The organism is Nocardioides marmoriginsengisoli (assembly GCF_003725695.1).
GTDB lineage: Bacteria > Actinomycetota > Actinomycetes > Propionibacteriales > Nocardioidaceae > Marmoricola > Marmoricola marmoriginsengisoli.
Genome location: NZ_RJSE01000005.1, coordinates 116350 through 142202, shown reverse-complemented (window position 1 = coordinate 142202; position 25853 = coordinate 116350). Strand labels below are relative to the sequence as shown.

General features: G+C 69.1%; 27 protein-coding genes. 13 read left to right on the top strand and 14 right to left on the bottom strand.

Annotated features, from left to right (window positions below; all coding sequences use genetic code 11):
- Positions 1-37: 37 nt before the first annotated feature.
- The gene (locus tag EFK50_RS06570) at positions 38-1426 is read left to right on the top strand and encodes a sugar ABC transporter substrate-binding protein (protein ID WP_123226768.1); all 1389 of its coding nucleotides are present in this window, start codon (positions 38-40) and stop codon (positions 1424-1426) included.
- On the opposite strand, the gene EFK50_RS06565 is transcribed toward EFK50_RS06570, so the two are convergent.
- Together EFK50_RS06565 and EFK50_RS06560 are read right to left on the bottom strand one after the other, a co-directional pair.
- Positions 1427-2707 (bottom strand): ribonuclease D, encoded by a 1281-nt coding sequence (locus tag EFK50_RS06565; RefSeq protein WP_123226767.1) that lies wholly within the window; start codon positions 2705-2707, stop codon positions 1427-1429.
- Positions 2707-3306, bottom strand: coding sequence for a DUF3000 domain-containing protein (locus tag EFK50_RS06560; protein WP_123226766.1), 600 nt, complete (start codon positions 3304-3306; stop codon positions 2707-2709). The genes EFK50_RS06565 and EFK50_RS06560 overlap by 1 nt, the downstream gene beginning before the upstream one ends.
- Positions 3307-3376: 70 nt before the next feature.
- Here EFK50_RS06560 and hemE point away from each other — a divergent pair, with 70 nt between their 5' ends.
- Complete coding sequence (hemE, locus tag EFK50_RS06555; protein ID WP_123226765.1) at positions 3377-4408, top strand: uroporphyrinogen decarboxylase; 1032 nt, start codon at positions 3377-3379, stop codon at positions 4406-4408.
- Here hemE and EFK50_RS06550 read toward each other — a convergent pair.
- Positions 4365-5258, bottom strand: a complete 894-nt coding sequence (locus EFK50_RS06550) for a DUF4349 domain-containing protein (RefSeq protein WP_123226764.1) — start codon at positions 5256-5258, stop codon at positions 4365-4367. The two genes, hemE and EFK50_RS06550, sit on opposite strands and share 44 nt — an antisense overlap.
- Before the next feature lie 63 nt (positions 5259-5321).
- On the opposite strand from EFK50_RS06550, the gene hemG reads away from it, so the two are divergent.
- Positions 5322-6752, top strand: a complete 1431-nt coding sequence (gene hemG, locus EFK50_RS06545; protein ID WP_221177305.1) for a protoporphyrinogen oxidase — start codon at positions 5322-5324, stop codon at positions 6750-6752.
- A 23-nt stretch (positions 6753-6775) separates the two neighbouring features.
- Positions 6776-7474: a hydrogen peroxide-dependent heme synthase gene (hemQ, locus tag EFK50_RS06540; protein ID WP_123226762.1), complete on the top strand. Its 699-nt coding sequence runs from the start codon at positions 6776-6778 to the stop codon at positions 7472-7474.
- Positions 7475-7513: 39 nt separating this feature from the next.
- Here hemQ and EFK50_RS06535 read toward each other — a convergent pair whose 3' ends face one another.
- The gene (locus EFK50_RS06535) at positions 7514-7981 is read right to left on the bottom strand and encodes a hypothetical protein (RefSeq protein WP_148046074.1); all 468 of its coding nucleotides are present in this window, start codon (positions 7979-7981) and stop codon (positions 7514-7516) included.
- A gap of 70 nt (positions 7982-8051) precedes the next feature.
- On the bottom strand, positions 8052-8459 hold the full coding sequence (msrB, locus tag EFK50_RS06530) for a peptide-methionine (R)-S-oxide reductase MsrB (RefSeq protein WP_123226760.1): 408 nt from the start codon (positions 8457-8459) through the stop codon (positions 8052-8054).
- A 45-nt stretch (positions 8460-8504) separates the two neighbouring features.
- Here msrB and EFK50_RS06525 point away from each other — a divergent pair, with 45 nt between their 5' ends.
- Genes EFK50_RS06525 through EFK50_RS06515 form a run of 3 tightly spaced genes read left to right on the top strand, consistent with a single transcriptional unit; the run spans position 8505 to position 10319 of the window.
- A complete protein-coding gene (locus EFK50_RS06525; RefSeq protein ID WP_123226759.1) occupies positions 8505-9590 on the top strand; it encodes a DNA polymerase domain-containing protein in 1086 nt (361 codons plus the stop codon).
- Positions 9591-9620: 30 nt separating this feature from the next.
- A complete protein-coding gene (locus EFK50_RS06520; protein ID WP_123226758.1) occupies positions 9621-10070 on the top strand; it encodes a PaaI family thioesterase in 450 nt (149 codons plus the stop codon).
- A gap of 3 nt (positions 10071-10073) precedes the next feature.
- A complete protein-coding gene (locus tag EFK50_RS06515) occupies positions 10074-10319 on the top strand; it encodes a hypothetical protein (protein WP_123226757.1) in 246 nt (81 codons plus the stop codon).
- Here the strand turns inward: EFK50_RS06515 and EFK50_RS06510 are convergent.
- The 3 genes from EFK50_RS06510 to EFK50_RS06500 are packed head-to-tail and all read right to left on the bottom strand — an operon-like array spanning position 10316 to position 12347.
- Complete coding sequence (locus tag EFK50_RS06510) at positions 10316-10735, bottom strand: hypothetical protein (RefSeq protein ID WP_123226756.1); 420 nt, start codon at positions 10733-10735, stop codon at positions 10316-10318. The genes EFK50_RS06515 and EFK50_RS06510 overlap by 4 nt on opposite strands.
- Positions 10732-11268 (bottom strand): hypothetical protein, encoded by a 537-nt coding sequence (locus tag EFK50_RS06505; protein ID WP_123226755.1) that lies wholly within the window; start codon positions 11266-11268, stop codon positions 10732-10734. The genes EFK50_RS06510 and EFK50_RS06505 overlap by 4 nt, the downstream gene beginning before the upstream one ends.
- Positions 11265-12347, bottom strand: a complete 1083-nt coding sequence (locus EFK50_RS06500; protein WP_123226754.1) for an ATP-dependent DNA ligase — start codon at positions 12345-12347, stop codon at positions 11265-11267. Before EFK50_RS06500 ends, EFK50_RS06505 begins: the two co-directional genes overlap by 4 nt.
- A 34-nt stretch (positions 12348-12381) precedes the next feature.
- Here EFK50_RS06500 and EFK50_RS06495 point away from each other — a divergent pair, with 34 nt between their 5' ends.
- From EFK50_RS06495 to EFK50_RS21805, 5 genes are all read left to right on the top strand, one after another.
- Positions 12382-13221: a polyphosphate kinase 2 family protein gene (locus EFK50_RS06495; RefSeq protein WP_123226753.1), complete on the top strand. Its 840-nt coding sequence runs from the start codon at positions 12382-12384 to the stop codon at positions 13219-13221.
- On the top strand, positions 13218-13982 hold the full coding sequence (locus EFK50_RS06490) for a HipA family kinase (protein WP_123226752.1): 765 nt from the start codon (positions 13218-13220) through the stop codon (positions 13980-13982). The genes EFK50_RS06495 and EFK50_RS06490 overlap by 4 nt, the downstream gene beginning before the upstream one ends.
- A complete protein-coding gene (locus EFK50_RS06485; protein WP_123226751.1) occupies positions 13979-14356 on the top strand; it encodes a DUF3037 domain-containing protein in 378 nt (125 codons plus the stop codon). The genes EFK50_RS06490 and EFK50_RS06485 overlap by 4 nt, the downstream gene beginning before the upstream one ends.
- Positions 14357-14632: 276 nt before the next feature.
- The gene (locus EFK50_RS06480; protein WP_123226750.1) at positions 14633-17608 is read left to right on the top strand and encodes a DNRLRE domain-containing protein; all 2976 of its coding nucleotides are present in this window, start codon (positions 14633-14635) and stop codon (positions 17606-17608) included.
- Positions 17609-17642: 34 nt separating this feature from the next.
- Positions 17643-18068, top strand: coding sequence for a hypothetical protein (locus tag EFK50_RS21805; RefSeq protein WP_148046073.1), 426 nt, complete (start codon positions 17643-17645; stop codon positions 18066-18068).
- Between the two features lie 177 nt (positions 18069-18245).
- Here EFK50_RS21805 and EFK50_RS06470 read toward each other — a convergent pair whose 3' ends face one another.
- The 4 genes from EFK50_RS06470 to EFK50_RS06455 form a co-directional block, all read right to left on the bottom strand.
- Complete coding sequence (locus EFK50_RS06470) at positions 18246-18989, bottom strand: sirohydrochlorin chelatase (protein WP_123226748.1); 744 nt, start codon at positions 18987-18989, stop codon at positions 18246-18248.
- 73 nt (positions 18990-19062) lie between these two features.
- Positions 19063-19809, bottom strand: a complete 747-nt coding sequence (locus EFK50_RS06465) for a phosphoadenylyl-sulfate reductase (RefSeq protein WP_123226747.1) — start codon at positions 19807-19809, stop codon at positions 19063-19065.
- Positions 19806-20000, bottom strand: a complete 195-nt coding sequence (locus tag EFK50_RS06460) for a hypothetical protein (RefSeq protein WP_123226746.1) — start codon at positions 19998-20000, stop codon at positions 19806-19808. Before EFK50_RS06460 ends, EFK50_RS06465 begins: the two co-directional genes overlap by 4 nt.
- Positions 19997-21724: a nitrite/sulfite reductase gene (locus EFK50_RS06455; RefSeq protein WP_123226745.1), complete on the bottom strand. Its 1728-nt coding sequence runs from the start codon at positions 21722-21724 to the stop codon at positions 19997-19999. The genes EFK50_RS06460 and EFK50_RS06455 overlap by 4 nt, the downstream gene beginning before the upstream one ends.
- A gap of 294 nt (positions 21725-22018) precedes the next feature.
- Between EFK50_RS06455 and EFK50_RS06450 the strand changes: the two genes are divergently transcribed.
- Positions 22019-23476 (top strand): glycine hydroxymethyltransferase, encoded by a 1458-nt coding sequence (locus EFK50_RS06450; protein WP_123226744.1) that lies wholly within the window; start codon positions 22019-22021, stop codon positions 23474-23476.
- Positions 23477-23486: 10 nt separating this feature from the next.
- Here EFK50_RS06450 and EFK50_RS06445 read toward each other — a convergent pair whose 3' ends face one another.
- Complete coding sequence (locus tag EFK50_RS06445) at positions 23487-24170, bottom strand: response regulator (protein WP_123226743.1); 684 nt, start codon at positions 24168-24170, stop codon at positions 23487-23489.
- Entirely contained in the window at positions 24167-25738 is a 1572-nt protein-coding gene (locus tag EFK50_RS06440; protein WP_123226996.1) for an ATP-binding protein, read from the bottom strand. The genes EFK50_RS06445 and EFK50_RS06440 overlap by 4 nt, the downstream gene beginning before the upstream one ends.
- Positions 25739-25853 lie beyond the last annotated feature (115 nt).

The window sequence follows — 25853 nt, the reverse complement described above, 5'->3', positions numbered from 1 at the left end:
CTCGTGGGATCGCCCCTCGTGCAGGAGGGAGTCCGCTGTGCTGGGCAGCCGTCAGGCCTTGATCGCTCTGATCGCGGGGGGAGCGGTGCTCGTCGCCGGTTGCTCCGGGGGCGAACCGAAGGCGACGCCCACCACTGCGCCGCCGGCCGGGCCGACCCTGCTCACCTTCGAGGTCTACGGCCCGCCGCAGGTCGTCACCGCCTACGCGAAGGTCGCCGCGATGTACTCGGCCGAGCACCCGGGCACCGTCGTCAACGTGCGGCCCTACGACAACGCGACCGAGGCCACCGCGGCGCTGAAGCAGCAGATCGCCGCCGGCAAGGCACCCGACGCCTTCCTGACCCCGCTGGAGGCGCTGCCCTCGTTGGAGGAGCTGAAGGCGATCCAGCCGGTCGACGACCTGCTCGGTGAGCGCGAGGTCGACTTCGGGGACGGCTACCAGCGCTACTCGCTGGAGGCGTTCTCCGCCGACAACCGGCTGCAGTGCATGCCGGTCGACGTCTCGCCCCTGGTCGTCTACTACAACACCGACCTGATCGACCTCTCCCAGCCGATCATGCCGTCCGACTCGCAGGTGAACCCGACCGACGGCTGGGGTCTGTCCCAGTTCGGCGAGGCCGCAGCAGCCGCGTCCGGACGCGGAGTCCGCGGGGTGGCGGTCGCGCCGACCCTGCAGCAGGTGGCTCCCTTCGTCTGGTCCGGAGGCGGTGACCTCACCGACGACGACAGCGCCCCGACCACGCTGCGGCTCTCGGACGGATCCAGCAAGTCCGCGCTGGAGAAGCTGCTCGAGATCGTCCGCAACCCGCAGGTCACGTTCAACGACAAGCAGCTGGCCCGCAAGTCGGCGCTGGCTCGCTTCAAGGGCGGCTCGCTGGCGATGATGCTCGGCTTCCGCAGCCTGACCCCGCAGCTGCGCGCCCAGCAGAACCTGAACTTCGACGTGATGCCGCTGCCCCGCGTCGGCGGCAAGGTGACCGTCGGCGAGAGCACCGGCGTCTGCCTGAGCTCGAAGACCGAGCACACCGGCAAGGTGGCCGACTTCATCGCGTACGCGGTCTCCGACGAGGCGAGCAAGCTGCTGGCCGCGACCGGGTACACCGTGCCGACGAACCTGGACGTGGTGAACTCGGACGCGTTCACCCAGCCGGGGGAGCAGCCGGCCAGTGCCGAGGTCTTCGCCGCGAACGTCCGCTACATCAAGAACTTCCCGACCGTGCCGACCTGGCCGTCGGTCGAGGCCAAGATGGCGACCCTGCTGACCGGGCTGTTCAACGACCCGGTGATCGACCCGCTCGACGAGCGCCTCAAGGCGATCGACGCTGCCTCGGTGCCGTTGTTCACGCCCATCCCGACGCCCAGTCCCACGCCCAGTCCCACGCCCAGTCCCACGGCGACGCCGACCGCGACGCCGTCCTCGAACTGATCAGTCCGCCGGGTCGGTCTCGGGAGCGGGCTCGGCTGCGGGCTCCGGGGCCGGGTTCCGGATCGCCTCGGCGATGATCGGCGCCATCAGGTCGATCTGCCAGCGGCGGGCGCCGAGAGCGTCCAGCTCCTGGGAGACGGCCGCGTCGAGCTCGTCGTCCGCGACCTTCGGCGGCGTCCAGAGCACCCGCCGCATGTAGTCCGGGGTGAGCAGGTTCTCGACGGGGACGTTGCGGTCCTCGGACAGCTCCGTGACGGCCGCCCGCGCGGTGTTGAGCCGGGCCGCGGCGACCGGGTCCCGGTCGGCCCAGGAACGGACCTGCGGCGGGCCGTCGGACCGGTTCGCGACCGGCGGGAGCTCGTTGTCGGGGAGCGCCCGGGCACGCTTGAGCGCCTCCACCCAGGTGTCCAGGTAGCGCCGGGCGCCACGACCGTGGAAGCCGCTGGTGTCCATCAGCAGCTTGCCGCTGGTGGGCAGCGCGTTCGCCGCGGCGATCACCGCGGAGTCCGGGATCAGCCGACCCGCGGTGGTGTCCAGCGACTCGGCGAGCGCGTCGCGGACGGTCCAGAGCTCCCGTACGGCGGCCAGCGCGCGCCGTCCCTTGGCCTTGTGGATCCCGGACGTACGACGCCACGGGTCCAGGCGCGGGGGCGGCTCGAAGGTGATCAGGTGCTCGAACTCCTGGCGGGCCCACTCGGACTTGCCGGCGGCCTCCAGCTCGGCGCTGAGCACGTCGCGGAGCTCGACCAGGACCTCGACGTCGAGGGCGGCGTACTCCAGCCACGGCTCGGGCAGCGGTCGCTTCGACCAGTCGGCCGCGGAGTGCTCCTTGCGCATCGACTTGCCGACGATCACCTCGACCAGAGTGGCCAGGCCGACCCGCGGGTAGCCGAGGAGCCGGGCCGCCAGCTCGGTGTCGAAGAGCGCCTTCGGGACCAGGCCGACCTCGCGCAGGCACGGGATGTCCTGGCTGGCGGCGTGCAGGATCCACTCGGCGTCGCCGAAGGCGGCGTTCAGGTCGGTGAGGTCGTCGAAGGCGATCGGGTCGATCAGCGCGGTGCCGGCGCCCTCGCGACGGAGCTGGATCAGGTAGGCGCGCGCCGAGTAGCGGTACCCGGACGCCCGCTCGGCGTCCAGGCCGATCGGGCCGCTGCCGGCCGCGACCGCGGCGACGACCTCGTCGAGCGCGGCGCGGGTCTCGACGATCGGCGGCAGCCCGTCACGGAGTCCGAGCAGGGGAGCCGGGGGTGCCTCGACCTCGGTGGTGTCGTCCGGTTCCATTATTCCGGGCCGCGCTGACCGCGACGGCTCGGCATCGTCGCGACGCCTTCCGGAACAGGTGCGAGGCCGGCTGCCGTGCAGAGCAGCTCTCCCCAGGCTTCGACGTGCGCGGTCAGGTCGCCGACCGGCGTCCAGGAGGCCCGGATCTCGATCTGGGCGGTGCCGGGCTCGGCGGCCATCCCGCCGAAGCTCTCCGAGGCGACGCTGGTCACCGTGCCGGACGGGGCGCCGTACGCCGCGCCGTGCGCTTCGAGGGCCTCGGTCAGCCAGGTCCAGCCGACCTCGGCGAGGAGCGGGTCGGTAACGAGCTCGGGGTCGATGTCGGCGCGGGCGTAGGCCACGCAACGGAAGGTGCCGTCCCAGGTGTCGTTGCCGGCGGGGTCGTGCAGGATCACGATCCGGCCGGTCCCGACGTCCTCGCCGTCGACGGTGACGTCCGCGGAGATCGCGGAGGCGTACGGCGCGATCCGCTGCGGCGCCGGCATCTCCTCGGTGTAGACCTCGGGCCGGAACTTCGCGGCGCGCAACTGCTGCACGGCACGCTCGAACTCGGCCGGGATCTGCGGCGGCTCGATATGCCGTTCGCGCGGTGCGGACATGGGCTCAGGCTAGATCGGATCTTCCGATCCCGCGTCCTCGACTCGCCGCCTGACCTGCGAAGATCGACCCATGGCTGAGCTTCGTGACTCCAATTTCCTTCGGGCCGCCCGTGGTGAACCGGTCTCGCACACCCCGGTCTGGTTCATGCGCCAGGCGGGCCGGTCGCTGCCGGAGTACCTGAAGGTGCGGGAGGGCGTCACCATGCTCGAGTCCTGCATGCAGCCGGACCTGGTCACCGAGATCACCCTGCAGCCGGTGCGCCGGTACGGCGTGGACGCGGCGATCTTCTTCTCCGACATCGTGCTCCCGCTCAAGGCGATCGGGGTCGACCTGGACATCGTCGCAGGCGTCGGCCCGGTCGTCGCGAACCCGGTGCGCACCCTCGCCGACGTCGCGGCGATCCCGGACCTGACTCCCGAGCACGTCCCGTTCATCACCGAGGCGGTCGGCCAACTGGTCGGCGAGCTCGGGGCGACCCCGCTGATCGGCTTCGCCGGCGCGCCGTTCACGGTGGCGTCGTACCTGGTCGAGGGCGGGCCGTCGAAGGAGCACGCCAAGACCAAGGCGCTGATGTTCGGCGCTCCGGAGGTCTGGGAGGCGCTGATGCGGAAGATCGCCGGGATCTCCGCGGCGTACCTGCACGTCCAGGTGGCCGCCGGTGCCAGCGCGGTCCAGCTCTTCGACTCCTGGGCGGGTGCGGTCACCCGCGCCGACTACGAGACGCACGTGCTGCCGTACTCGACCGACGTCCTGACCTCGATCGGCACGACCAGTGTCCCGCGGATCCACTTCGGGGTCGGCACCGGCGAGATCCTCGACCTGATGGGGGCGGCCGGTGCCGAGGTCGTCGGCGTCGACTGGCGGGTGCCGCTCGCCGAAGGCATCAAGCGCGTCGCGGGCCGGTCGGTGCAGGGCAACCTGGACCCGACCCTGGTCTTCGCGCCGACCGAGGTGATGCTGGACCGCGCCGACCAGGTGCTCGCCGCCGGCCGGGCGGCGCCAGGGCACATCTTCAACCTCGGTCACGGCGTGATCCCGTCGACCGACCCCGATCAGCTCAAGCGGCTGACCGACCACGTGCACGAGTCCAGCGCCCGCTGAGAGCCCGTCCCACCAGGACGACCAGGGCGAGAACGGCCGCGAACGGGAGGACCGTGCCGAGGCCGGTGAGCACCGCGCTGGTGGCCGATCCGAGGTGCTCCCAGCCGTTCTTCAGCCCGCTCAGGAACGTGTCGTCCTCGTCGTCCCCGGCGGCCTCGTCGTCGGGGCGGGACAGGTACAGGCCGATCGTGGCGAGCGACGTCTGGTCGGCGAGGTACTTCTGCTGCTGCTCCAGGCTGTCCAGCTCGGCTTGACGCTGGCTGAGCTGCTCCTCGATGCTGATCACCTGGTTCAGCGTCTTGGCCTGGGCCAGCAGCGCCCGGATCCGCTCCAGGCTGAGCTTCTGGCTGCGCACCCGGGCGTTGTTGTCGATCACCTGGGTGGTGACGTCCTCCGAGGTCCGCTTGCGGTCCACCAGGGTGCCGAGCTCGGTCAACGAGTCCATCGCCTCGTCGAATCGCGCGCTCGGGACCCGCAGCTCCAGCCGGATCCGCTCGGTGTCGCCGTCGTCGTCCGCCGTGGACTCCTCGTTCGCGATGGTCCCGTCAAGGCCGTCCAGCAGCTTGCGGAGGTCGAAGCGGGCCTTGTCGACATCCTTGGCGTGCAACGAGATCTGGCCCTTGGAGATGATCGCCTTGGTCTGCGCGACGATCGCGTCGGCGTCCTTGGCCCCCGCCGTGTCGAACAGGTTGGCCGTCTCCGGGGCGTCGGCAGCCCCGGATCCTCGCTGGGTGTCGGCGGGGGCGGCGTCGGGCGCGGAAGCCGGCGTCATGGTGTCGGAACCGCTGGCCCCGCAGGCGGCGACCAGCAGGACGGCGGGGACGGCGAGGGCGACGCGGGAGATCTTCATGGCAGTGGGACGCAGGGCGGCCCTGTTCGGATCCGTCCGGTGTCGGATACGTAGGCTGGGACCGTGCCCACGCCCGCCGCGCCCCGCTCGGATCGACCCACCGTCGTGATCGTCGGCGCGGGCATCGCCGGCCTGGCGGCCGCGGCCCGGCTGCACGAGGAACGGCCGGACGCGGAGATCGTGGTGCTGGAGGGTTCGCCTGAGATCGGCGGCAAGCTCCGGCTCGCCGAGGTCGGCGGCGTGACCGTGGACGTCGGTGCCGAGGCGATGCTGAACCGGCGCCCCGAGGCGGTAGCCCTGGCCCGGACCTCCGGCCTGGCGGACTCGATCGTGCACCCCGCCACCACCAGCGCGCATCTCTGGAACCGCGACGAGCTGGTGGTGATGCCCAGGACGATGATGGGGATCCCCACGGACCTGCGGCTGCTCGCCGAGAGCGGGGTGATCTCCAAACCGGGGATGGCGCGCGCGGCGATGGACGCGGTCCTGCCGGCGACCTCGATGGAGGGCCGCGACACCAGCATCGGCGGGCTGGTCGAAGAACGCTTCGGCAAGGAGGTCGTCGACCGGCTGGTCGAGCCGCTGCTCGGCGGCGTGTACGCCGGCCACGCCCGGGAGATCTCGGCGCGGGCGGCGGTGCCGCAGGTGGTGGCGCTGCTGGACCGCGACCGTTCGCTGGGCAAGGCGGCCGCTCGGGCTACCTCCGGTCCGGCCAGCGAGGTACCGGTCTTCGCGGGGATCGCCGGTGGGATCGGCCGGCTGCCGGCCGCGGTCGCCGCACGCAGCGGTGCTCGGATCGAGACGGGCGCCGTCGTACGGGACCTGGCGCGGCGGTCCGGGGGCGGGTGGAACGTGGTGGTCGGCTCCACCCGGGACGCCCGGGTGGTTCAGGCCGATGCGGTGATCGTGGCGACCCCGGCCCGGGCGACGGCGAGACTGCTCAGCGACGTCGTACCGGGGGCGGCGCTGGAGCTGGCCCGGATCGAGTACGCCTCGGTCGCGCTGGTGACGATGGCGTTCCAGGCCCGCGACTTCCCGGCGGTGACCGGGTCGGGATTCCTGGTGCCACCGGTGGAGAAGCGCGCGATCAAGGCAGCGACGTTCTCGTTCGCGAAGTGGGACTGGGTCCGTGAGGCCGGCGACGGCCGCGAGAAGACCCTGGTGATGCGGTGCTCGCTGGGCCGGCACCGCGAGGAGCACCAGCTCCAGGCCTCGGACGAGGAGCTGGTCGAGCTGGCGCTGACGGACCTCACCGACGCGGTCGGTCTGTCGGTCAGGCCGATCGACACCCACGTCCAGCGCTGGGGCGGCGGGCTGCCGCAGTACGCCGTCGGGCACCTGGACCGGGTCGCGACGATCCGGGCGGAGGTCGCCCGGGTCCCGGGCCTCGCGGTCTGCGGGGCGGCGTACGACGGACTGGGGATCCCGGCGTGCATCGCCTCGGCGCACGCTGCGGTGATGTCGCTGTTGGGGGACCTGCCGACCGCAGGTTAGGTGACCCTTGGGAGGATGTCCCCATGGTGACCAACGTGAAGAAGGCCCGCGAGATCAACGACATGGTGCGCTACACCATGTGGTCGGTGTTCAAGCTCCGCGACCTGTACGCCGGCGCGGACCGGACGGCGGACGTCGCCGAGGTCGAGGCGCTCTTCGCCGAGCTGACGGCCGCCGACGTGATCATCCGCGGCACCTACGACGTCGCCGGTCTCCGTGCGGACGCCGACCTGATGATCTGGTGGCACGCCGAGACCGCGGACGAGCTCCAGGACGCCTACCAGCGGTTCCGCTCGACGGCCTTCGGTCGCCGGCTGGACGGGGTCTGGTCGCAGCTGGCGCTGCACCGCCCGGCCGAGTTCAACAAGAGCCACGTGCCGGCGTTCCTGGCTGACGAGGAAGTGCAGCCGTACGTCTGTGTCTACCCGTTCGTGCGGTCCTACGAGTGGTACCTGCTCGAGGACGCCGAGCGCCGCCGGCTGCTCGCCGAGCACGGCAAGATGGCCCGCGACTACCCGGACGTGCGCGCCAATACGGTGTCGTCGTTCGCCCTCGGCGACTACGAGTGGATGCTGGCCTTCGAGGCGGCGGAGCTCTACCGGATCGTCGACCTGATGCGGCACCTGCGCGGGTCCGAGACCCGCCGCCACGTCCGCGAAGAGGTCCCGTTCTACACCGGGCGCCTGCTGGCGCCAGGCGTGCTGATCAACGGGCTGCCGTAGGCAGTGAGCGCTTCGCGCTCTCAGCTGCACGGTCGACGTTCAGGCGATGCTCCCGATCCTGGACGCCGCGAACGCACAGATTGCCGCGACGCCGAAGAGAGACATCGCCACGAGGACGTCTGTGGTGGTGGAGAAGGCAGCAGAGACTGATTGCTGATCCTTGTTCGCGGCGCTCGCGATGCTGCCGATCCCCACGGCGGCCGTATTCAGCGCCAACGAGGCCACGACGCCGAAGTTCAGGATGCGAAACGAGGATTCGGGGTACCTCCAAGCGGGCACCGAGGTTGCCAGAGAGCCGACGACGAAGGCGTACACGGCGATCAGCCCGAGGAAGGTGAGGTGCTGGGTCCAGCCGATCACGTCGACGAACGCGTAGGCGAAGAGGAACGAGAACAAGTAGGCGGGGATGCCCAGGATCGCGTTCAGGCCGAGCACCGGAAGGTAGGAACAACCGGGGTGGCGCGACCCGCCGGCGGTAGCCCTAGGCAGCACGAGTGGAGGGGTCATGGCCCCAGCGTGCCGGCGATCGAACTCCAGCGCGTGAGCCCAGGTACTCATGCTGGCGCCATTGAACGTTTCAGCTCGCGTCGGGCTCCAGCGTCAGGCTGATCGAGTTGATGCAGTAGCGCTGGTCGGTCGGGGTCCCGTAGCCCTCGCCCTCGAAGACGTGGCCCAGGTGGGAGCCGCAGTTGCCGCAGCGGACCTCGGTGCGGACGGTGCCCATCGACTTGTCCACGAGGTACTCGACCCGGTCCTCGGCGAGCGGCGCGAAGAACGACGGCCAGCCGCAGTGCGAGTCGAACTTGGTGTCGCTGCGGAAGAGCTCGGCCTGGCAGGCACGGCACTTGTAGACGCCGGTGGTCTTGGTGTCGGTGTACTCGCCGACGAACGGGCGTTCGGTGCCCGCGTTGCGGAGCACGTCGTACTCGGCGGGGGACAGCTGCTCGCGCCACTCGGCGTCGGACTTCTCGACCTGGTAACCCATGGCTCCAGCGTACTGAGTCCCCACCAGAACCCGTAGGGTCGCTGCATGGCGAAGGCGACTCCCGCGATCGAGGTCGACGCAGGCGGACGCGCGGTCCGGGTCAGCAGCCCGGATCGGGTGATCTACCCGGCGACCGACACCACTCCCGAGGTGACCAAGGGCATGGTCGCCCAGTACTTCGCCGATGTGGGCGACGGGCTGATGCGCGCGCTGCGGCACCGGCCGACCGCGCTGGAGCGGTGGCCCAAGGGGGTGCAGCCGGGGATCAAGCTCGGCACCGGGCGACCGGGGGAGAAGGCCGACGCGTTCTACCAGAAGCGGGTGCCGATGGGCGCGCCCGACTACCTGGAGTCCTGCGAGGTGACCTTCCCGTCCGGTCGTACGGCGAAGGAGGTCTGCCCGACCGAGATCGCGGTGCCGGTGTGGTGCGCGCAGATGGGCACCCTGACCTTCCACCCGTGGCCGGTACGTCGCGACGCCGTCGACCTGCCCGACGAGCTCCGGATCGACCTCGACCCGCAGCCCGGGACCACCTTCGCCGACGCCGTCCGGGTGGCCGGGGTGGCCAAGGAGCTGCTCGACGACCTGGGCATGGTCGGCTTCCCGAAGACGTCGGGCAACCGCGGCATCCACATCTACGTGCGGATCGAACCGCGCTGGGACTTCACCGACGTCCGGCACGCGGCGATCGCGTTCGGCCGCGAGCTGGAGAAGCGCGACGACGGGGTCACGACGGCGTGGTGGAAGGAGGAGCGCGGGGAGCGGATCTTCGTGGATTTCAACCAGAACTCCCGCGACCGCACCATCGCCTCGGCGTACTCGCTGCGTCCGATCGCCGGCGCCCCGGTGTCGACGCCGATGACTTGGGAGGAGATCGCCGGCGTCACCGACCCGAAGGTCTACAACCTGTTCACGGTGCCGGAGCGCCTCGCCGACGGCGACCCGTGGGCGGGAATCGACGATGTCGCCTGCTCGTTGCAGCCGCTACTCGATGCCTTCGAGGAGCAGGGCGCGGTCGAACTGAACTACCCGCCGGACTACCCGAAGATGCCCGGTGAGCCGCCACGGGTGCAGCCGAGCAAGAAGGTCGCCGAGCACTGGGACGCGGACGGGAACCGAATCGAGGACTGACAGCGACCACGACCCGCTAGGTTTCCTGGCATGACCGATGAGATCGACCTGGCAGCTGCCACCGCGAACGTGCACACCGTCATCCCGATCCTGGGCGCGATGGGGATCGAGGTGCTCGAGGCCACCCCGGGCAGCGCGGCTGCGCGTCTCCCGAGCGGCCCGAACGTGAACCACTTCGGCGTCGCGTACGCCGGCTCGCTGTTCTCGGTCGCCGAGATGCTCGGCGGGATCATCGGCGGGTTCTTCACGGTGCCCGGAGCGGTCCCGCTGGTGAAGCGGGTCGAGATCGACTTCACCCGACCGGCGACCACGGCCGTCACCGCGCGAACCACGCTGTCCGACGCGGAGATCGCGCGGGTGCAGGAGGAAGCAGCGGCCAACGGCAAGTCGAACTTCGAGCTGGTCACCGAAGTGATCGACGAGGCCGGCACCGTCGTCGCCCGGACCCGCGGCGACTACCAGCTCCGCGTGCTGGGCTGAGCGATGTTCGGGTCATCGTCGGACGAGCGCCCACCGTTGGAGCGCGCGCAGGAAGCGGCCTCCGGGCTGACCGCCGGTACTTGGGAGAGCGTGGAGGCGCTGGCCCTGCTCGCCATCGAGGTCCAGGGCCCGGAAGGCGCTCGCCTGTACGAGCTCGCTCGCACGAAGGCGGCCAAGCTCAAGTCTGGGGACTGGAGCAGCGTCCGTGCCTTGACGCTGCTGGCCAGGGCGGGCCGAGAGCTGGCCTAGCCGACGGTCGTGAACGGATCCACACCCTGCTGGTACGCCGCGGCGATCTCGCGGATCTTCTCCGAGGACGCCCGCCAGCCGCGGACGCCGACTGTCCCGAGCACCTCGTCGCCGTACGTAGCCTCGATGGTCCAGGGAAGCACGTAGAGCACCCGCGCCGCGATCAGCAGCGGGACCAGGAGGAGAAGGAGCAGAACTACCTCGCCGGCCAGGAAGAGCGCGGTGAGAACGATGCCGCCGAAGAGGAACGCGGCGATCCCCGCGGCGAGCAGGACGACGAACGAGACCGGGTCGTCAGCATCCTTGACGAAGCTGAACGGCCCGAACGGACTGCCGATACCGCGCTTGCGGGGGCGCCACGGCACCCAACGGCGACGGACGGTGACATAGCGCCCGTCGAGTGCCTGGACGATCACAGTCCGGTGATGCCTTCGCCCTCTCCGGCCTGCTCGTCGAAGGTCTCGTGCTCCAGCAGGTGCAGCACCGGGACGCCGAGCTTGCGGCGGGCGCGCGAGGTCCAGTCGAGGTGGAAGAACTCGCTGACCACGTGCGGGCGGGTCAGGATGATCGCTTCGCGGGCGTCGACCTCGGTGACCTTCTTGGCCAGCCCCTCGATCGGGTCGACGGAGACGATCTCGCCGACCGCCGTACCGCCGGCCGCTTCGATCGCGGCGAGCGAGGTCCGCAGCGCCTCCCGGGCGGACTCGAGCAGGTCGTGCTGCATCTCGGCCAGCGCCTCGGGGTCGCTGAGCAGCGCCGGCACGCCCATCGCGTCGCCGGTGGCGAGCGAGCCCATCCCGGCCTCGATCCGGGTCGCGCTGTCCTCCACCGGCAGCAGCAGGTGGTAGCGAACCGGGTCCTCGACGCCCTCGTGCAGGCTGCGGACCTGGACGGCGTCCTGGGCGGTCAGGGCCTGCTCGACCAGCAGCACCACGTCGTAGTCGCTCATGACAACACCTTACGCAAGTCGTAGTTGACGGGCTCCTCCAACTGCTCGTACCCGCACGACTCCGGGTCGCGATCCGGCCGCCAGTGCTTGAACTGCGCGGTGTGCCGGAAGCGGCGGCCCTCCATGTGCTCGTAGCCGACCTCCAGGACCCGCTCGGGCCGCAACGGGGTGAACGAGAGGTCCTTGCCGGTGCTCCAGCGACTCTGGGTACCGGGGACACGGTCCGGATTCGCGGTCAGGAACTCCTGCCAGCGACCCCAGGGGTGGTCCTCGATCGGGACCACGAGGGGCTGGAGCTCCTCGATCAGCTCCGCGCGCCGGGCTTCGGTGAACGACGCCGCGACGCCGACGTGCTGCAGCTCGCCGTCGGCGTACAGGCCGAGCAGGAGGGAGCCGAGCAGCGGGCGCTCGGGGGTGGAGTTCTTGTGCTCGCGGTAGCCGGCGACGACGACGTCCGCGGTCCGGGCGTGCTTGATCTTGAGCATGGTCCGGCCGTTCTGCTGGTACGGCGCCGCCAGCGGCTTCGCCATCACCCCGTCCAGGCCGGCGCCCTCGAACTGCTCGAACCAACCCTCGGCCTCGGCAGGGTCGTTGGTGGTGCGGGTCAGGTGGATCGGCCCGGTCAGGTGTCTGAGAGCGTCCTCCAGCCGGGCCCGGCGCTCGGACAGCGGCAGCTCGGTGAGGTCGTCGTCACCCAGGGCGAGGGCGTCGAACGCCACGAACCCGGCCGGGGTCTCCTCGGAGAGCTTGGTGATCCGCGAGGCGGCCGGGTGGATGCGCTCCTGGAGTACCTCGAACTCGAGCCTCGGTCCGACCGCCACGAAGATCTCCCCGTCCAGCACGCAGCGAGCCGGCAGCGCCTCCCGGGCCGCCTCGACGAGCTCGGGGAAGTAGCGGGTCAGCGGCTTGGTGTTGCGCGAGGTGATCTCGACCTCGTCGCCGTCCTTGAAGAGGATCCCGCGGAACCCGTCCCACTTGGGCTCGAAGAGCAGTCCACCCTCGAACTTCGCCGGGTCCGGGATCCCCTTGACCGACTTGGCGAGCATGGGTCTCACTGGCGGCATCACCGGAAGGTCCATGGGACGAGCCTAGAGGCCTCAGTAGAGTCAGCGCATGATCTCCGAACTGCTGCGCGTTCCGGCCGGACCCGTCGACCTGGCCGCCTTCGACACCGGCGGCAAGCCCGGCTTCGACGGCGACAAGGCCGCGGGGGAGGAGGCACTGCCGGCGCTCGGCGCCGAGCTCGCCGACCTCCAGGAGAAGCTGTTCGCCCGCGGCTACACCGGCGGCTCCGGGCGGGTGCTGCTGGTCTTGCAGGGAATGGACACCTCCGGCAAGGGGGGAGTGCTCAGCCACACCGTCGGCCTCCTCAACCCGTCCGGCCTGCGCCTGAAGTCGTTCAAGAAGCCGACGAAGGAAGAGCTTTCCCACGACTTCCTCTGGCGGATCGAGCGCGAGCTGCCCGCGACCGGCGAGATCGGGATCTTCGACCGTTCGCACTACGAGGACGTGCTGGTTGTGAAGGTGCATGAGCTGGCCGATGCCGCCGAGGTCGAGCGCCGGTACGACGCCATCAACGACTTCGAGGCCAAGCTGGCCGCTGAGGGCACCACGATCATCAAGTGCATGCTGCACGTCTCCCGCGAGGAGCAGAAGCAGCGGTTGCTCGCTCGCCTGGACGACCCCACCAAGCAGTGGAAGTTCAAGCCCGGCGACATCGACGAGCGCGGCTACTGGGACGCCTACCAGGAGGCGTACGAGATCGCGCTGTCGCGCTGCAACACCGAGGTCGCGCCGTGGCACGTGATCCCGAGCGACCGCAAGTGGTACCGGAATCTCGCGATCGGCAACCTGCTCCTCGAAGCCCTCCGCGGACTCGACCTCGACTGGCCGGCGCCGGACTACGACGTCGCTGAGCAGCGGGCGCGCCTCGTGAACGAGGGCACGCCGTGAGCCTGCCGCTGGTCACCGCGACCCGGTTCATCGCACCGCTGCGTGAAGGCGGTTCGCTCCCCGGCATTGTCGAGGCCGACGACCTGGGCACCTACGTCTGCAAGTTCCGCGGCGCCGGCCAGGGCCTGGGCGTCCTGGTCGCGGAGGTGATCGTCAGCGGCCTCGCGGAGCTGATCGGGCTCCGGACGCCGCGCCTGGTCGAGGTGGACCTGACCGAGCCGATCGCCCGCTACGAAGCCGACGAGGAGGTCCAGGACCTGCTCAACGCCAGCCTCGGGCGGAACCTTGGCGTGGACTTTCTGCCGGGCTCCTTCGGCTTCGACTCCTCGGTCGCCTTCCCCGAGGACGTGGCCGTCCGGGTGCTCTGGCTGGACGCGTTCACGGCGAACGTCGACCGGAGCTGGCGCAACCCCAACCTGCTGGTCTGGCACGGCGACGTCTGGGTGATCGACCACGGCGCCGCGCTCTACTTCCACCACGCGTGGGCCGGCGGGATCACCGATCCGCAGCGTTTCGCCGACCAGGCCTGGTCGATCGACGACCACGTGATGGCCGGGTACGTCGACCGGCTGGCCGGTGTTGCGGACGGACTGGCCGAGCTGGTCACCGACGACGCGCTGGCCGAGATCACTGCACGGGTTCCCGACGAGTGGCTGGTCGGACCGGTCCCGCCCGAGGAGCTGCGTGCCGCGTACGGCACCTTCCTGCGAGCCCGCCTGGACGGCTCCCGCGGCTGGCTCCCCAAGCGCGGTGCGGCATGAGGCTGCCCTACCAGTACGTGATCCTGCGCTGCGTGCCTCGGGTGGATCGCGAGGAGTTCGTGAACGTCGGGGTGGTCGTCTACTGCCAGGAGGCCGAGTTCCTCGAGGTCGTCTGGCACGTCGAGGCGTCGAGGATTCACGCACTGGCTCCGGGGGTCGACATCGACGACCTGTGCGACCGGTTGCACTACATCGACGCGGTCTGCCGCGGGGACGAGGGCCTGGGGTCGGTCTCGGCGCAGAACCTGGGCACCCGGTTCGGATTCGTGAAAGCGCCGCGCTCGACGATGATCCAGCCCGGACCCGTCCACGGCGGTACGACGGCCGACCCGGTTGCCGAGCTGAACAGGCTGCTGGACCTGCTGGTCCGCTAGACCGGGACGGGATAAGGGATAGGGCGTTTGGAATGCCCGACCCCTTGAGTTAGTCCGGTCCGTGCGGCGTCGCCTTCACCGCCAGGCTCCGCCGTAGATCTCTGTTCCGCCACGGTTGATGCTCGGGCTTCCTGAGCCGATGGCCGCGTCAAACTCGTCCGGATCGGTCATATGTCTGAATCGTTCACTATGTGACTATCGAGCACGAAGAGTGACGGTTTATCAGGATGCGTCGCAACACGCGGCAACGGCCGGTGATCTAGATCGGAGAGACCCATGGGTCGAGCAGAGCGCAGGATTCCAAGGTTCGCAGCGAAGATTTCACTCTCGCTCGCTCTGGGCCTGACTGGTATCGCAGTGCCGGTCACTATGTCAGCCTCTGCGGACCCCGCCCAGGCGACGCCGGTGGCCAGTGACGGATCCGCGGAATCGGCGGCCGCTGCCGCTGAGGAGGCGGTTGCGTCCGGCCAACGGGTCGAGGATCTAGATCAGCGCTCCGAAGTCGAGCAGGTGTTTGCGAACCCGGATGGCTCTTGGACATCGGAGACGGCAACTGAGCCTGTGCGAACCCGCGACGACGAGGGTGAGTGGACTGACATCGACCTGACCCTGGAGGCAGTCCCGGGCGGGTTCGCGCCTGTGAGCGCGATTGGGGGCCTGACCATCTCCGATGGTGGGGATCGTACTTTCGCGGAGATGAGCATCGATGGTCGGGACCTGGGTTGGCGCTGGCCCGAATCGCTCCCTGTTCCCACTATCGACGGAAACATCGCCACCTATGCCAACGTGATTGACGGCGGCGATCTCGTCGTCACCGCGACACGAACAGGCTTCCGTCACGACATTGTCCTGCGTGAGGCACCAGTTGATCCTGTTTCGTTCCAGATCCCGGTCGTCACTGGAGGGCCGACGGTCCGCGAGGAAGCCGACAACGCATTGGTCGTCGCTACCGGTACCGGAGACGAACTTGTCACGGCTCCGCAGCCGATCATGTACGACGCGGTCGACCAGACGACTGGTCACCCCGAGAACCAGGCAGCGGTCAACACAACGGTGACCAAGACATCGACCGGGAGCGTGATCACCCTCGACCCGGCAGAGTCGTTCTTGAACGATCCGGGCACAACCTACCCGGTCACGATCGACCCAACCTGGAGTGCGGTAAACCCCAACGACACCTGGGTCTGGGACACCAACCCCACAGCAATCCACCCTTACGACGAGACTCTCTACGCGGGGACGCCTGACGGCGGCGTGACCAGGTACCGGACCTATTTGGAGTTTGAGAATGGCCTGTGGCAGAACCAGGTCGTCTCGGCGGCCACGCTGACGATGCGCAACTTCGATTCCGCGACGTGCTCGGGGACTGCGGTACGGGCGCGCCGTGTCACCAGCGCCTGGACGCCAGGCACCACAACGTGGAACAACCAACCGGCCGTGACCGGAGCCAACGAGGCCGCAAGTTCGGCCGCGAGGGGATTTTCGACATCTTGTCCTGCGGCAGATGTGTCGTGGAACGTGAAAGACATCGTCGGGATATGGGCGGCCAACCCGTCGATCAACTACGGGTTCCAGATCGCCGCAGCGTCAGAGACCGGCACCGGCTCATTCCGAAAGTACCGCTCGGCTGGCTACACCTACACATCCCTAATCCCGCGGCTTTCGGTGACGTACAACAGCTATCCCTACACGCCAACGAATGTGGCAATATCGCCAGGGTTAGACGGTGTCGTTGGTTCGACAACTCCCACGCTGTCAGCAACAGTGTCCGACAGAGACTTGGGCAGCGTCAGGGCCAGGTTCAATATCTACAACGGGGACTCCGGCACGGACCTGGTCTGGTCGGGCGATGGGACAGTTGTAGCGAGCGGTGGAAGGTCCCAGATCATCGTTCCGTCTGACGTCCTCGTAGACGGCTCGCACTACACGGTGAAGGTGTATGGGTTCGACGGGGCTCTACTCAGCGGTACCAACGTCCCGATCCCGATTGACATCGATACGTCCGCTTCGGTACCCGAAATTGACCTCGACGCGACTGATCCCGCACCTCCCATGATGACGACATACGGTGTCGACGAGTACCAACTCAATGACCTTGAGGCGATCGCTGCAAATGATGGCACCACGCTCCAACAAGCTGTCGACCGGTACGGGTGGGGCGAGGAGTTCGGTGAGGCGGTCGGAGTCATCTCGGCCGCAGAACCCGGTACCTTCGCTTACGCAGAGATCGCCGACGTTGGAGCGCCGAGCGCAACCGTGCATTTCAAGGGCTCGGTACCGTCCTCGGCCGCGTCTGCTGTCGCCAACCTTCCGGTTCCGGTGGCATTGGTAGCTGACGCACCGTACAGCGACGTGGAGCAGGCGGACGTTGTCTCCACGGTCGTCGATTCGCTCAATGCGCAGCTGCCGGACGCCGATTCCTTCGTTGTCCACATGGACCCTGCAACAGGGGTGGTTTCGGCCGCCGTCGAAGTAGGCAATGTAGGCAGTAGGTCACCGAGCACAATGAGGACGACGGCCAGAGCAGCAGTCGCACAGCAGGTCCCATCGGTGTCTGTGCCGGACGTATCGATCTCGATGTTTGACGAACCGGTCATGGAGTTGAATATCTTGCGCGGCGGGGTTCGTATCGGGAACGACGACGGCGTCTGCACAACCGGGTTTCCCGCGAATGAGGATGTGGGTTCCAATTCGGGCCTTCTTACGGCTCGCCACTGCCCAAACGACATGTACTGGTACGGCGTCACACCTAGCAATCGGGGAGGGCGTCCCGCGCTGAGCGACGCGAGCCGGTTTCTGAGCGAGAACTACGGTGATATCCAATACAGCCGAACCAACGGGGAGGCAGTCGGAAAGGCTTTTTACGATCGAGTCGGGCATCCTCGTCGGATCGAGGGGGTCCAGAAGCCCTACATCAACAAGAAGGTCTGCATGTTCGGTCGCAAGACCAACGGATATCGAAAGAAGGACGGAAAGCGGACCTGTACGACGATCAAGAACCTGAACCAGGGCGGCCACATAGATGACGATGCCGGAGGGCCAGGTTGGGATTTCAAGCGCCTTGTCGAAACACACGGGCAGTGGTCGTCACCAGGAGACTCAGGCGGGCCGTGGTTCTCTGGTGGAAACGCGGTCGGGATCGTAACTGGCAACATGGCGTGCGGTTTCGCTTGGCAAAGCAGATGCGACACCTTCACGCCGATCTGGGGGAACGAAGGAAGAGGGTCCTTTGATGTCCATGTCAGGTACTGAATCAGCTCGCAGGGCGAGTTGGGTCGCACGCGGTATGCGCGTAATCGTCGTCGTAGCGATACTGCTGGGCGGCGCTGGCCTCTGGGCATATCTTGCGTCGAAGAGTGACGTCGTTCGTGCTGGCGGTGTCGTGGCAGTGGTTGACGGTCGCCACATGCTCGACCGTGATCTTGAAGGGGGAATCGGTGCTTTCGCTGAGCTCACTCTCATCGACGGCAAGTGTCTGGGCGTAGTCCTCAGCAGAGGTGACAAGCGGAGACTCGTAGTCTGGCCTCACGGATCCAAGCTCGTGAAGGTCGGCGAAACAGTAGGGATCCGTGTGCCGGATGCAGGCACCTTCATGCTGGGAGACCGCATGACGTTCGGTGCTGTGGCGACCCGTGACGTGTCAGAACTTGACCTACCCTCAGCTTGCTCAGATGTTGACGGCATGGTGATCGAGTCCCCCGAGAGACCGTAGCCATAACTCGGCGCGAGGGATCGCGGAATGCCCGCACTGTCGGCGTCCGTTGTCTCCTAGAGAGTTGCTTCAGGCCCTCTCTTCAAGTGCGACATGGCGCTAGTCCACAATCGGTTCGTCCGCTCGCGCGCAGCGCTACGTCCACATCACGATGACTGCATCTAATCCCTTATCCCGCTAGACGGGAACGAGCTCGACCGCACCCACGGCGTACCGGGCCAGGATGGTCCGGGCGACCTCCGGGTCGGCGCCCAGCGGCTCGGAGACCGCGACGGCACCGGCCTCGACGGCCAGCTCGTTGGCCCGGTCCGGCAGGAAGCCGGGGGCCAGGAAGAGCGATGCCACCGCGACGTGGCGACGGCCCTCGGCGCGGAAGGCGCGAACGGCCTCGCCGGTGGCCGGGGGAGTCGTGGACGCGAACGCCGCCGTCACGGGCAGCTTGTGGTGGGCTCCCCAGACCCGGGCGAGCCGGGCCACGGCCTGGTTCGCGATCGGGTCGGAGGAACCGGCGGCGGCCAGCACCAGGGCGTCGAGCTCACGGACCCGGGCTGCGCTCAGGGCCTCCCGCAGGCGCTTGTCGAGCACCTCGAGGAACGCGTGCTCCAGGCCGAGGACCTTGGTGGGCCGGATCTGCAGGCCGGGGTGCTGGGCGACCGCGGCGGCGATCACCTCGGGCACGTCCACCTTCGCGTGGAAGGCCTCGCTGAGCAGCAGCGGCACCACCACGATCTCCTCGAAGCGCGCCCGCACCAGCTTGTTGACGGCGGTCTCGAAGGACGGCCGGACGTGGTCGAGGAACGCCACCTCGATCCGCAGGTCCGGACGCATCTTCCGGGTCTCGGCGACGAGCGCCTCGATGGTTGCCTTGGAACGCGGGTCCCGGCTGCCGTGGGCAAGGGCGATGAGGGCTGGGGCGGTCATGGACCGGCCTCCCTTCTCTTCGATCTCGCGGTGACAACGCTGTCTGTGCGATGGGTTGGGTGCTGCGTGGTGGTTACTGGTGGATCCCGCACTCGGTCTTGTTCTGGCCCGCCCAGCGACCGCTGCGCGAGTCCTCGCCGGGGGCGACCCGGGAGGTGCACGGCCAGCAGCCGATCGACGGGTAGCCGTCGTACTGGAGCGGGTTGACCAGGACGCCGTTCTCGAGGATGTACTGCTCGATCTCCTCGTCGGTCCACCGCGCCAGCGGCGAGACCTTGACCTTCTGCTTCTTCTCGTCCCAGCCGACGACCGGCGCGATCACCCGGTTGTGGGTCTCTGCGCGGCGCAGACCGGTCGCCCAGGCGTCGTACCCGGCGAGCGAGGTGGCCAGCGGCTCGACCTTGCGCAGCTTGCAGCACAGGTCGGGGTCGGTCTTGTAGAGATCCTTGCCGTACTGGGCGTCCTGCTCGGCCACCGACTGCACCGGGGTGATCGTCAGCAGGTTCACCGGCATCGTCGCCGCCACGGCGTCCCGGGTGCCGATGGTCTCGACGAAGTGGTAGCCGGTGTCCAGGAAGACGACGTCGACGCCGGGTGCGACCTTCGAGGCGACGTGCGCCAGCACCGCGTCGCCCATCGAGGACGTCACGCAGAACCGTGACCCGAAGGTGGCCACCGCCCACTCGATGATGTCCTCGGCCGGCGCGAGCTCGAGCTCGGCCCCGACCTGGAAGACGAGATCCTTGAGCTCGGCCGTGCTACGACCCTCGGTCAGGGTGCCGCGCGCGGCCCGAGCGGCCAGGGTGGTGGGTGCGGTCATGGTGTGCCTCCCGATCCGGCAGGCTGTCCCAGCGCGGGCCGCGGGAGCTGCTTGATCATCGAGACCTTGAACGCGCGCAGGCAGGACCGGCATTCCCACTCGCCGTGACCAGCACCCTCGGCGGCCGCGTGGGGCCAGAGGTTCTCGTCACCGCAGAAGGGGCAGTGGTACGGCACTGCGCGCGCGGTCATGCGACCGGCTCCGGTTCCAGGGCCTTCTCGCCGCGGAGCAGGACCTCGTCGGCGCGGACGACCCAGGCGGCGAAGCTCTCGCCGTCGGTACGGTCGGCCAGGTACGCCGTCACGACGTTGGTGATGTAGTCGTCGAGGCCGGCGCTGGTCACCTTGTGGGCGCGCAGCTTCTTGCCGAAGGTGTCGTGCATGCCGATGCCGCCACCGAGGTGCACCTGGAAGCCCTCGACCTGGTTGCCGTCCTCGTCCAGCGCGATCATGCCCTTGAGGCCGATGTCCGCGGTCTGGGTACGGGCGCAGGCGTTCGGGCACCCGTTGACGTTGACCGTGATCGGGGTGTCGAGCTCGGGGAACCGCTTCTCCAGCTCGGCGATCAGCGCGCGGGACCGCTCCTTGGTGTCGACGATCGCGAGCTTGCAGTACTCGATGCCGGTGCAGGCCATCGTGTTGCGACGCCAGTTCGACGGCTTCGCGTCCAGGCCGAGCTCCAGCAGGCCGGCGACGACCGCGTCCACGTCGGCCGGCGCGACGCCGAGCACGACCAGCTTCTGCTGGGCGGTCAGGCGGGCACCGGCGAGGGCGAACTTCTCGACCAGGTCCCCGAGCCCGGTCAGGGTCTCGCCGTTGATCCGGCCGACCACCGGAGCGGCACCGATGTAGAAGTTGCCGTCCTTCTGGGCGTGCACGCCGACGTGGTCGCCGCTCTCGGTCGAGACCGGCGGCGAGTCCATCGAGACCAGCTTCTTCTCGAGGTACTCGTTCTCGAGGACCTCGCGGAACTTCTCGACGCCCCAGTCGGCGACCAGGAACTTCAGCCGCGCCTTCGAGCGGAGCCGGCGGTAGCCGTAGTCGCGGAAGATGCCGGTGACCCCGGCCCAGGCGTCGGGAACCTCGTCCAGCGGGATCCAGACGCCGAGCTTCTGCGCGAACATCGGGTTGGTGGAGAGACCGCCGCCGACCCAGAGGTCGAAGCCGGGACCGTGCTCGGGGTGGACCACGCCGACGAACGAGACGTCGTTGATCGCCGGGACGGTGTCCAGACTCGGGTGCCCGGTGACCGAGGTCTTGAACTTGCGGGGGAGGTTCGAGAAGTCCTTGTTGTTCAGGTAGCGGCGCTTGATCTCCTCCAGCGCCGGGGTGCCGTCGATGATCTCGTCGGCCGCGACACCGGCGACGGGGGAGCCCAGGAAGGGCCGCGGTCCGTCGCCGCAGGCCTCCAGGCTGCTCAGGCCGGCCTCGTCGAGGCGCTCCCAGATCGCGGGGACGTCCTCGATCTGGATCCAGTGGAACTGGATGTTCTGCCGGTCGCTGATGTCAGCGCTGTTCCGGGCGAAGTCGGTGCCGATGCTGCCCAGCGCCCGGAGCGCCTTGGCGTTCAGGAGCGCGCCGTCGGAGCGGACCCGCATCATGAAGAAGCGGTCGTCCAGCTCCTCCTCCTCCATCGAGCCGGTCCGGCCGCCGTCGATGCCCGGCTTGCGCTGGGTGTACAGCCCCATCCAGCGGAAGCGTCCGCGGAGGTCGGCGGGGTCGATCGAGTCGAACCCCTTCTTGGAGTACGTGTAGAGGATCCGGTCCCGCACGTTCAGCGGATCGTCGTCCTTCTTGGACTGCTCGTTCTTGTTCAGCGGCTCGCGCTGGCCCAGCGACCACTGCCCCTCGGCCCTCTTGGGGCGGGGGATCTCGGTCGCGCGAGGCGGCTGGGAGTCGAAACGCAGGTCAGGCATGGTGGGGAGAGGTCCTTCGCTGAAAGGAATCGCGTGCTTCGTTGCGCGCGGGAGGCGGGAACGGTGGGCGGGCGTTCAGCGGTTCAGACACATCATGCTGCCGGTACGACCCAGGTCCACGTGACGACGTGTCACGAGCCAGGTCGAGGTGGCGGCGCTGATCATGGGGTCAAGTCTCAGGTTCCGGACACCTGTTTCACAAACTCGAATCTCATGTCATGAGACGGCTGTCCATCATTTGGTACACGTCTGGGTGCTCGGGACACGCCCGGGACGCGGCTCTAGGCTGTGCCCATGAGCGATGCCACCCCTGAAACCCTCGCCAAGACCACCTCCACGGCGTACGACGCCATGCTCGAGGTGATCGCGTCGGTGGAGCCCCGTGTGGCCGAGGCCACACGCAAGGAGCTGGCCGACCAGCGCTCGTCGCTCAAGCTGATCGCCTCCGAGAACTACGCCTCGCCGGCCACGCTGATGACGATGGGCACCTGGTTCTCCGACAAGTACGCCGAGGGCACCGTCGGCCACCGCTTCTACGCGGCCTGCCAGAACGTCGACACGGTCGAGGCGCTCGCCGCCGAGCACGCCCGCGAGCTCTTCGGAGCGCCGTACGCCTATGCGCAGCCGCACTCGGGCATCGACGCCAACCTGGTCGCCTTCTGGTCGATCCTCGCCCACCGGGTCGAGACCCCGGCGCTGGCGAAGTACAACGTCAAGAACGTCAACGAGCTCTCCGAGACTGACTGGGAGACGCTGCGCCACGAGTTCGGCAACCAGCGCCTGCTCGGCATGGCCCTGGACGCCGGCGGCCACCTGACCCACGGCTTCCGCCCGAACATCAGCGGCAAGATGTTCCACCAGCAGCAGTACGGCACCGACCCGGAGACCGGCCTGCTCGACTACGACGTCGTCGCGGCCAAGGCCCGTGAGTTCAAGCCGGCCGTCCTGGTCGCCGGCTACTCGGCGTACCCGCGCCGGGTGAACTTCGCCAAGATGCGCGAGATCGCCGACGAGGTCGGCGCCACCCTGATGGTCGACATGGCGCACTTCGCCGGCCTGGTCGCGGGCAAGGTGTTCACCGGCGACGAGAACCCGGTGCCGTTCGCCCACATCACCACCACGACCACCCACAAGTCGCTGCGCGGCCCGCGCGGTGGCCTGGTGCTGGCGCAGGAGGAGTTTGCGGCCGACGTCGACCGCGGCTGCCCGATGGTCCTCGGCGGCCCGCTCTCGCACGTGATGGCCGCCAAGGCCGTCGCCCTGGCCGAGGCCCGCCAGCCGGCGTTCCAGACCTACGCCCAGAACATCGCCGACAACGCCAAGTCGCTGGCCGACGGGTTCCTGACCCGGGGCGCCAAGCTCGTCACCGGCGGCACCGACAACCACATCGTGCTGCTCGACGTCGCCTCGTTCGGCCTGACCGGCCGCCAGGCGGAGTCGGCGCTGCTCGACGCCGGCGTGGTCACCAACCGCAACTCGGTGCCCAACGACCCGAACGGCGCCTGGTACACCACCGGCGTCCGCCTCGGTACGCCGGCGCTGACCACTCGCGGCTTCGGTCACGACGAGTTCGACAAGGTCGCCGAGATGATCGTCGACGTGCTCACCAACACCGAGGCCGGCGTCAACAAGGCGGGTGCGCCGTCGAAGGCGACGTACCGGATGGCGGACGGGGTGGCCGACCGGGTGCGTGCGCAGTCCGCTGAGATGCTGGACAAGCACCCGCTGTACCCGGGCCTCGAGCTGAGCTGAACCCCGGCGGTCACCGCCGCCAGGTGTACTCGACCTCGGGACGTCCGGTTCCGCCGTACCGCTGGGCGCGGTCGACGAGACCGTCCCGGGCGAGGTGCTCCAGGTAGCGCCGTGCGGTCACCCGGGACGCGCCGATCGTCTCGGCGACCTGGGTTGCCGACAGCGATCCGGAGGCGGTGCGCAGTGCCTCGGTCACCTGGCGCAGCGACTCGGCGCTCATGCCCTTGGGCAGGTCCGCCGAGGACCCGCGCGACCGAAGGGTGCCCATCAGCTGGTCGACGTCGTCCTGGACGACCTCGGTGGACCCCTCGCCGAGCCGGGCGCGGTAGGCGGCGTACTGCTCCAGCTTGGTGCGGAAGGTCGCGAACGAGAACGGCTTGAGCAGGTAGAGAACCACGCCCTGGGCGACTGCGCGCCGGACCACCTCGGAGTCGCGCGCCGAGGTCACCGCGATCACGTCGCAGAGGTGCCCGGCCGCGCGCAGCCGTTGCAGCAGCCCGAGGCCGTGGCCGTCGGGCAGGTGCAGGTCGAGCAGGATCAGGTCGATGCCGGGGTCGCCGTTGAGCTGGCGCACCGCCTCGCCGGCCGAGCGAGCCACTCCGGCGACCTCGAAGCCGGGAACTCGCCGGGTGTACTCCGCGTGCGCCTCGGCGGCGAGCGCCTCGTCCTCGACCACCAGGACCCGGACGGTCACGACCGGCGCCCCAGCTCGACGACGAACTCGGCGCCGCCGAGGGCGGACGTGCCGACGGTCACGGAGCCGCCGTGGCGGCGGGCGACCTGGCCGACCAGCGCCAGCCCGATCCCGGACCCGGTGGTCTTGGTGGACCAGCCGCGCTCGAGGACGTGCGCGGAGTCCGCCGACGGGATCCCGGGCCCGCTGTCGCCGACGACGATCCGCACCTGGTCGGGACCGCCGCGGACCTGGACGGCGACCCGGCGGTCTACGGAGCTCGACACCGCGTCCATGGCGTTGTCCAGCAGGTTGCCGACGACGGTGACGAGGTCGCGTGGCTCGACCGGACCAACGCCCGCGCGCAGGTCGCCGCTGATGGTGAGTTCGATGCCGCGCTCGGCGGCCTGAGCGGTCTTGCCGAGCAGCAGTGCCGCCAGGACCGGTTCGTCGACGGCGCCGACGACCTGGTCGGTGAGCCGCTGGGCGATCTGGAGCTCGGCGGTCGCGAACGCCACCGCCTCCTCGGGGCGGCCGAGCTCGATCAGCGACACCACGGTGTGCAGCCGGTTCGCCGCCTCGTGGTTCTGGGAGCGCAACGACTCGCTGAGGCCGCGGGCGACGTCCAGCTCCCCGGTGACGTCGACCAGCTCGGTGCGGTCGCGCAGGGTGACCACGGCGCCGACCTCGTCGCCGTTCCAGAGCGCGGGCGACGAGCTGACCACCAGGACGTGGTCGCCGGTCACGTAGATGTCGTCGTCCTCCGGGGTGCTGCCGCTGATCGCCTCCACCAGGGCGGGCGGCAGACCGAGCTCGGAGACCGGGCGACCCGCGACGTCCGCCGGCAGGTTCAGCAGCCGGATCGCCTCGTCGTTGACGAGCTGGACCCGGCCGCCGGCGTCTACCAGCAGCAGGCCCTCGCGGACGGCGTGCAGCACTGCCCGGTAGTACTCGTACATCCGGGTGATCTCCTGCTCGCCCATCCCGTGCGTCTGGCGCTGGAGCCGGCGGTTGATCAGCCAGGCGCCGCCGATCCCGACGAGCAGGACGGCGAGCGCCGCCAGGCCGACCGAGACGAGGCTGCGCCGGAGCTGGTCGTCGATCCGGTCCAGGGTGATCCCGACCGCGACCAAGGCGATCACCCGGTCACCGGATCGCACCGGTGCCACCGCGCGCATCGACGGACCGAGGGTGCCGGCGTACTCCTGGGTGAAGACCTTGCCGCGGGGAGCGCTGCCGAGGTCGCCGATGAAGGCCTTCCCGATCTGGGCCGGATCAGGGTGGGTGTAGCGGGTCCGGTCCGGGCCCATCACCACGACGAAGTCGACTCCGGTGTCTACCTCGACCTGGGTCGCGTAGGGCTGCAGCACGGCCGTCGGGTCCGCCGTACCGACGCCGGTGCGCACGGTGGGGGAGTCGGCCAGCGAGGTGGCCACCGCGACGGCCCGGTCCCGGGCGTGGTCGCGGACGTCCTGACGGGCGTCGTACGTCGCGAGGGCGCCGGCGGCCACCACCAGGACCAGCACCACGAGCAGCTGCAGGACGAGCACCTGCCGTGCCACCGAGGTCTCGCGCCTCCGGATCCGCATGTTCGGCATTCTGTCGCACCGCCTCCGCGCCGCGGAGTTGTGAACACAACGAACACAACAGTGACCCAGGTCACAAGCCGTCCGAGAGTGGTCGGACTGCTCGACCACACCTGGA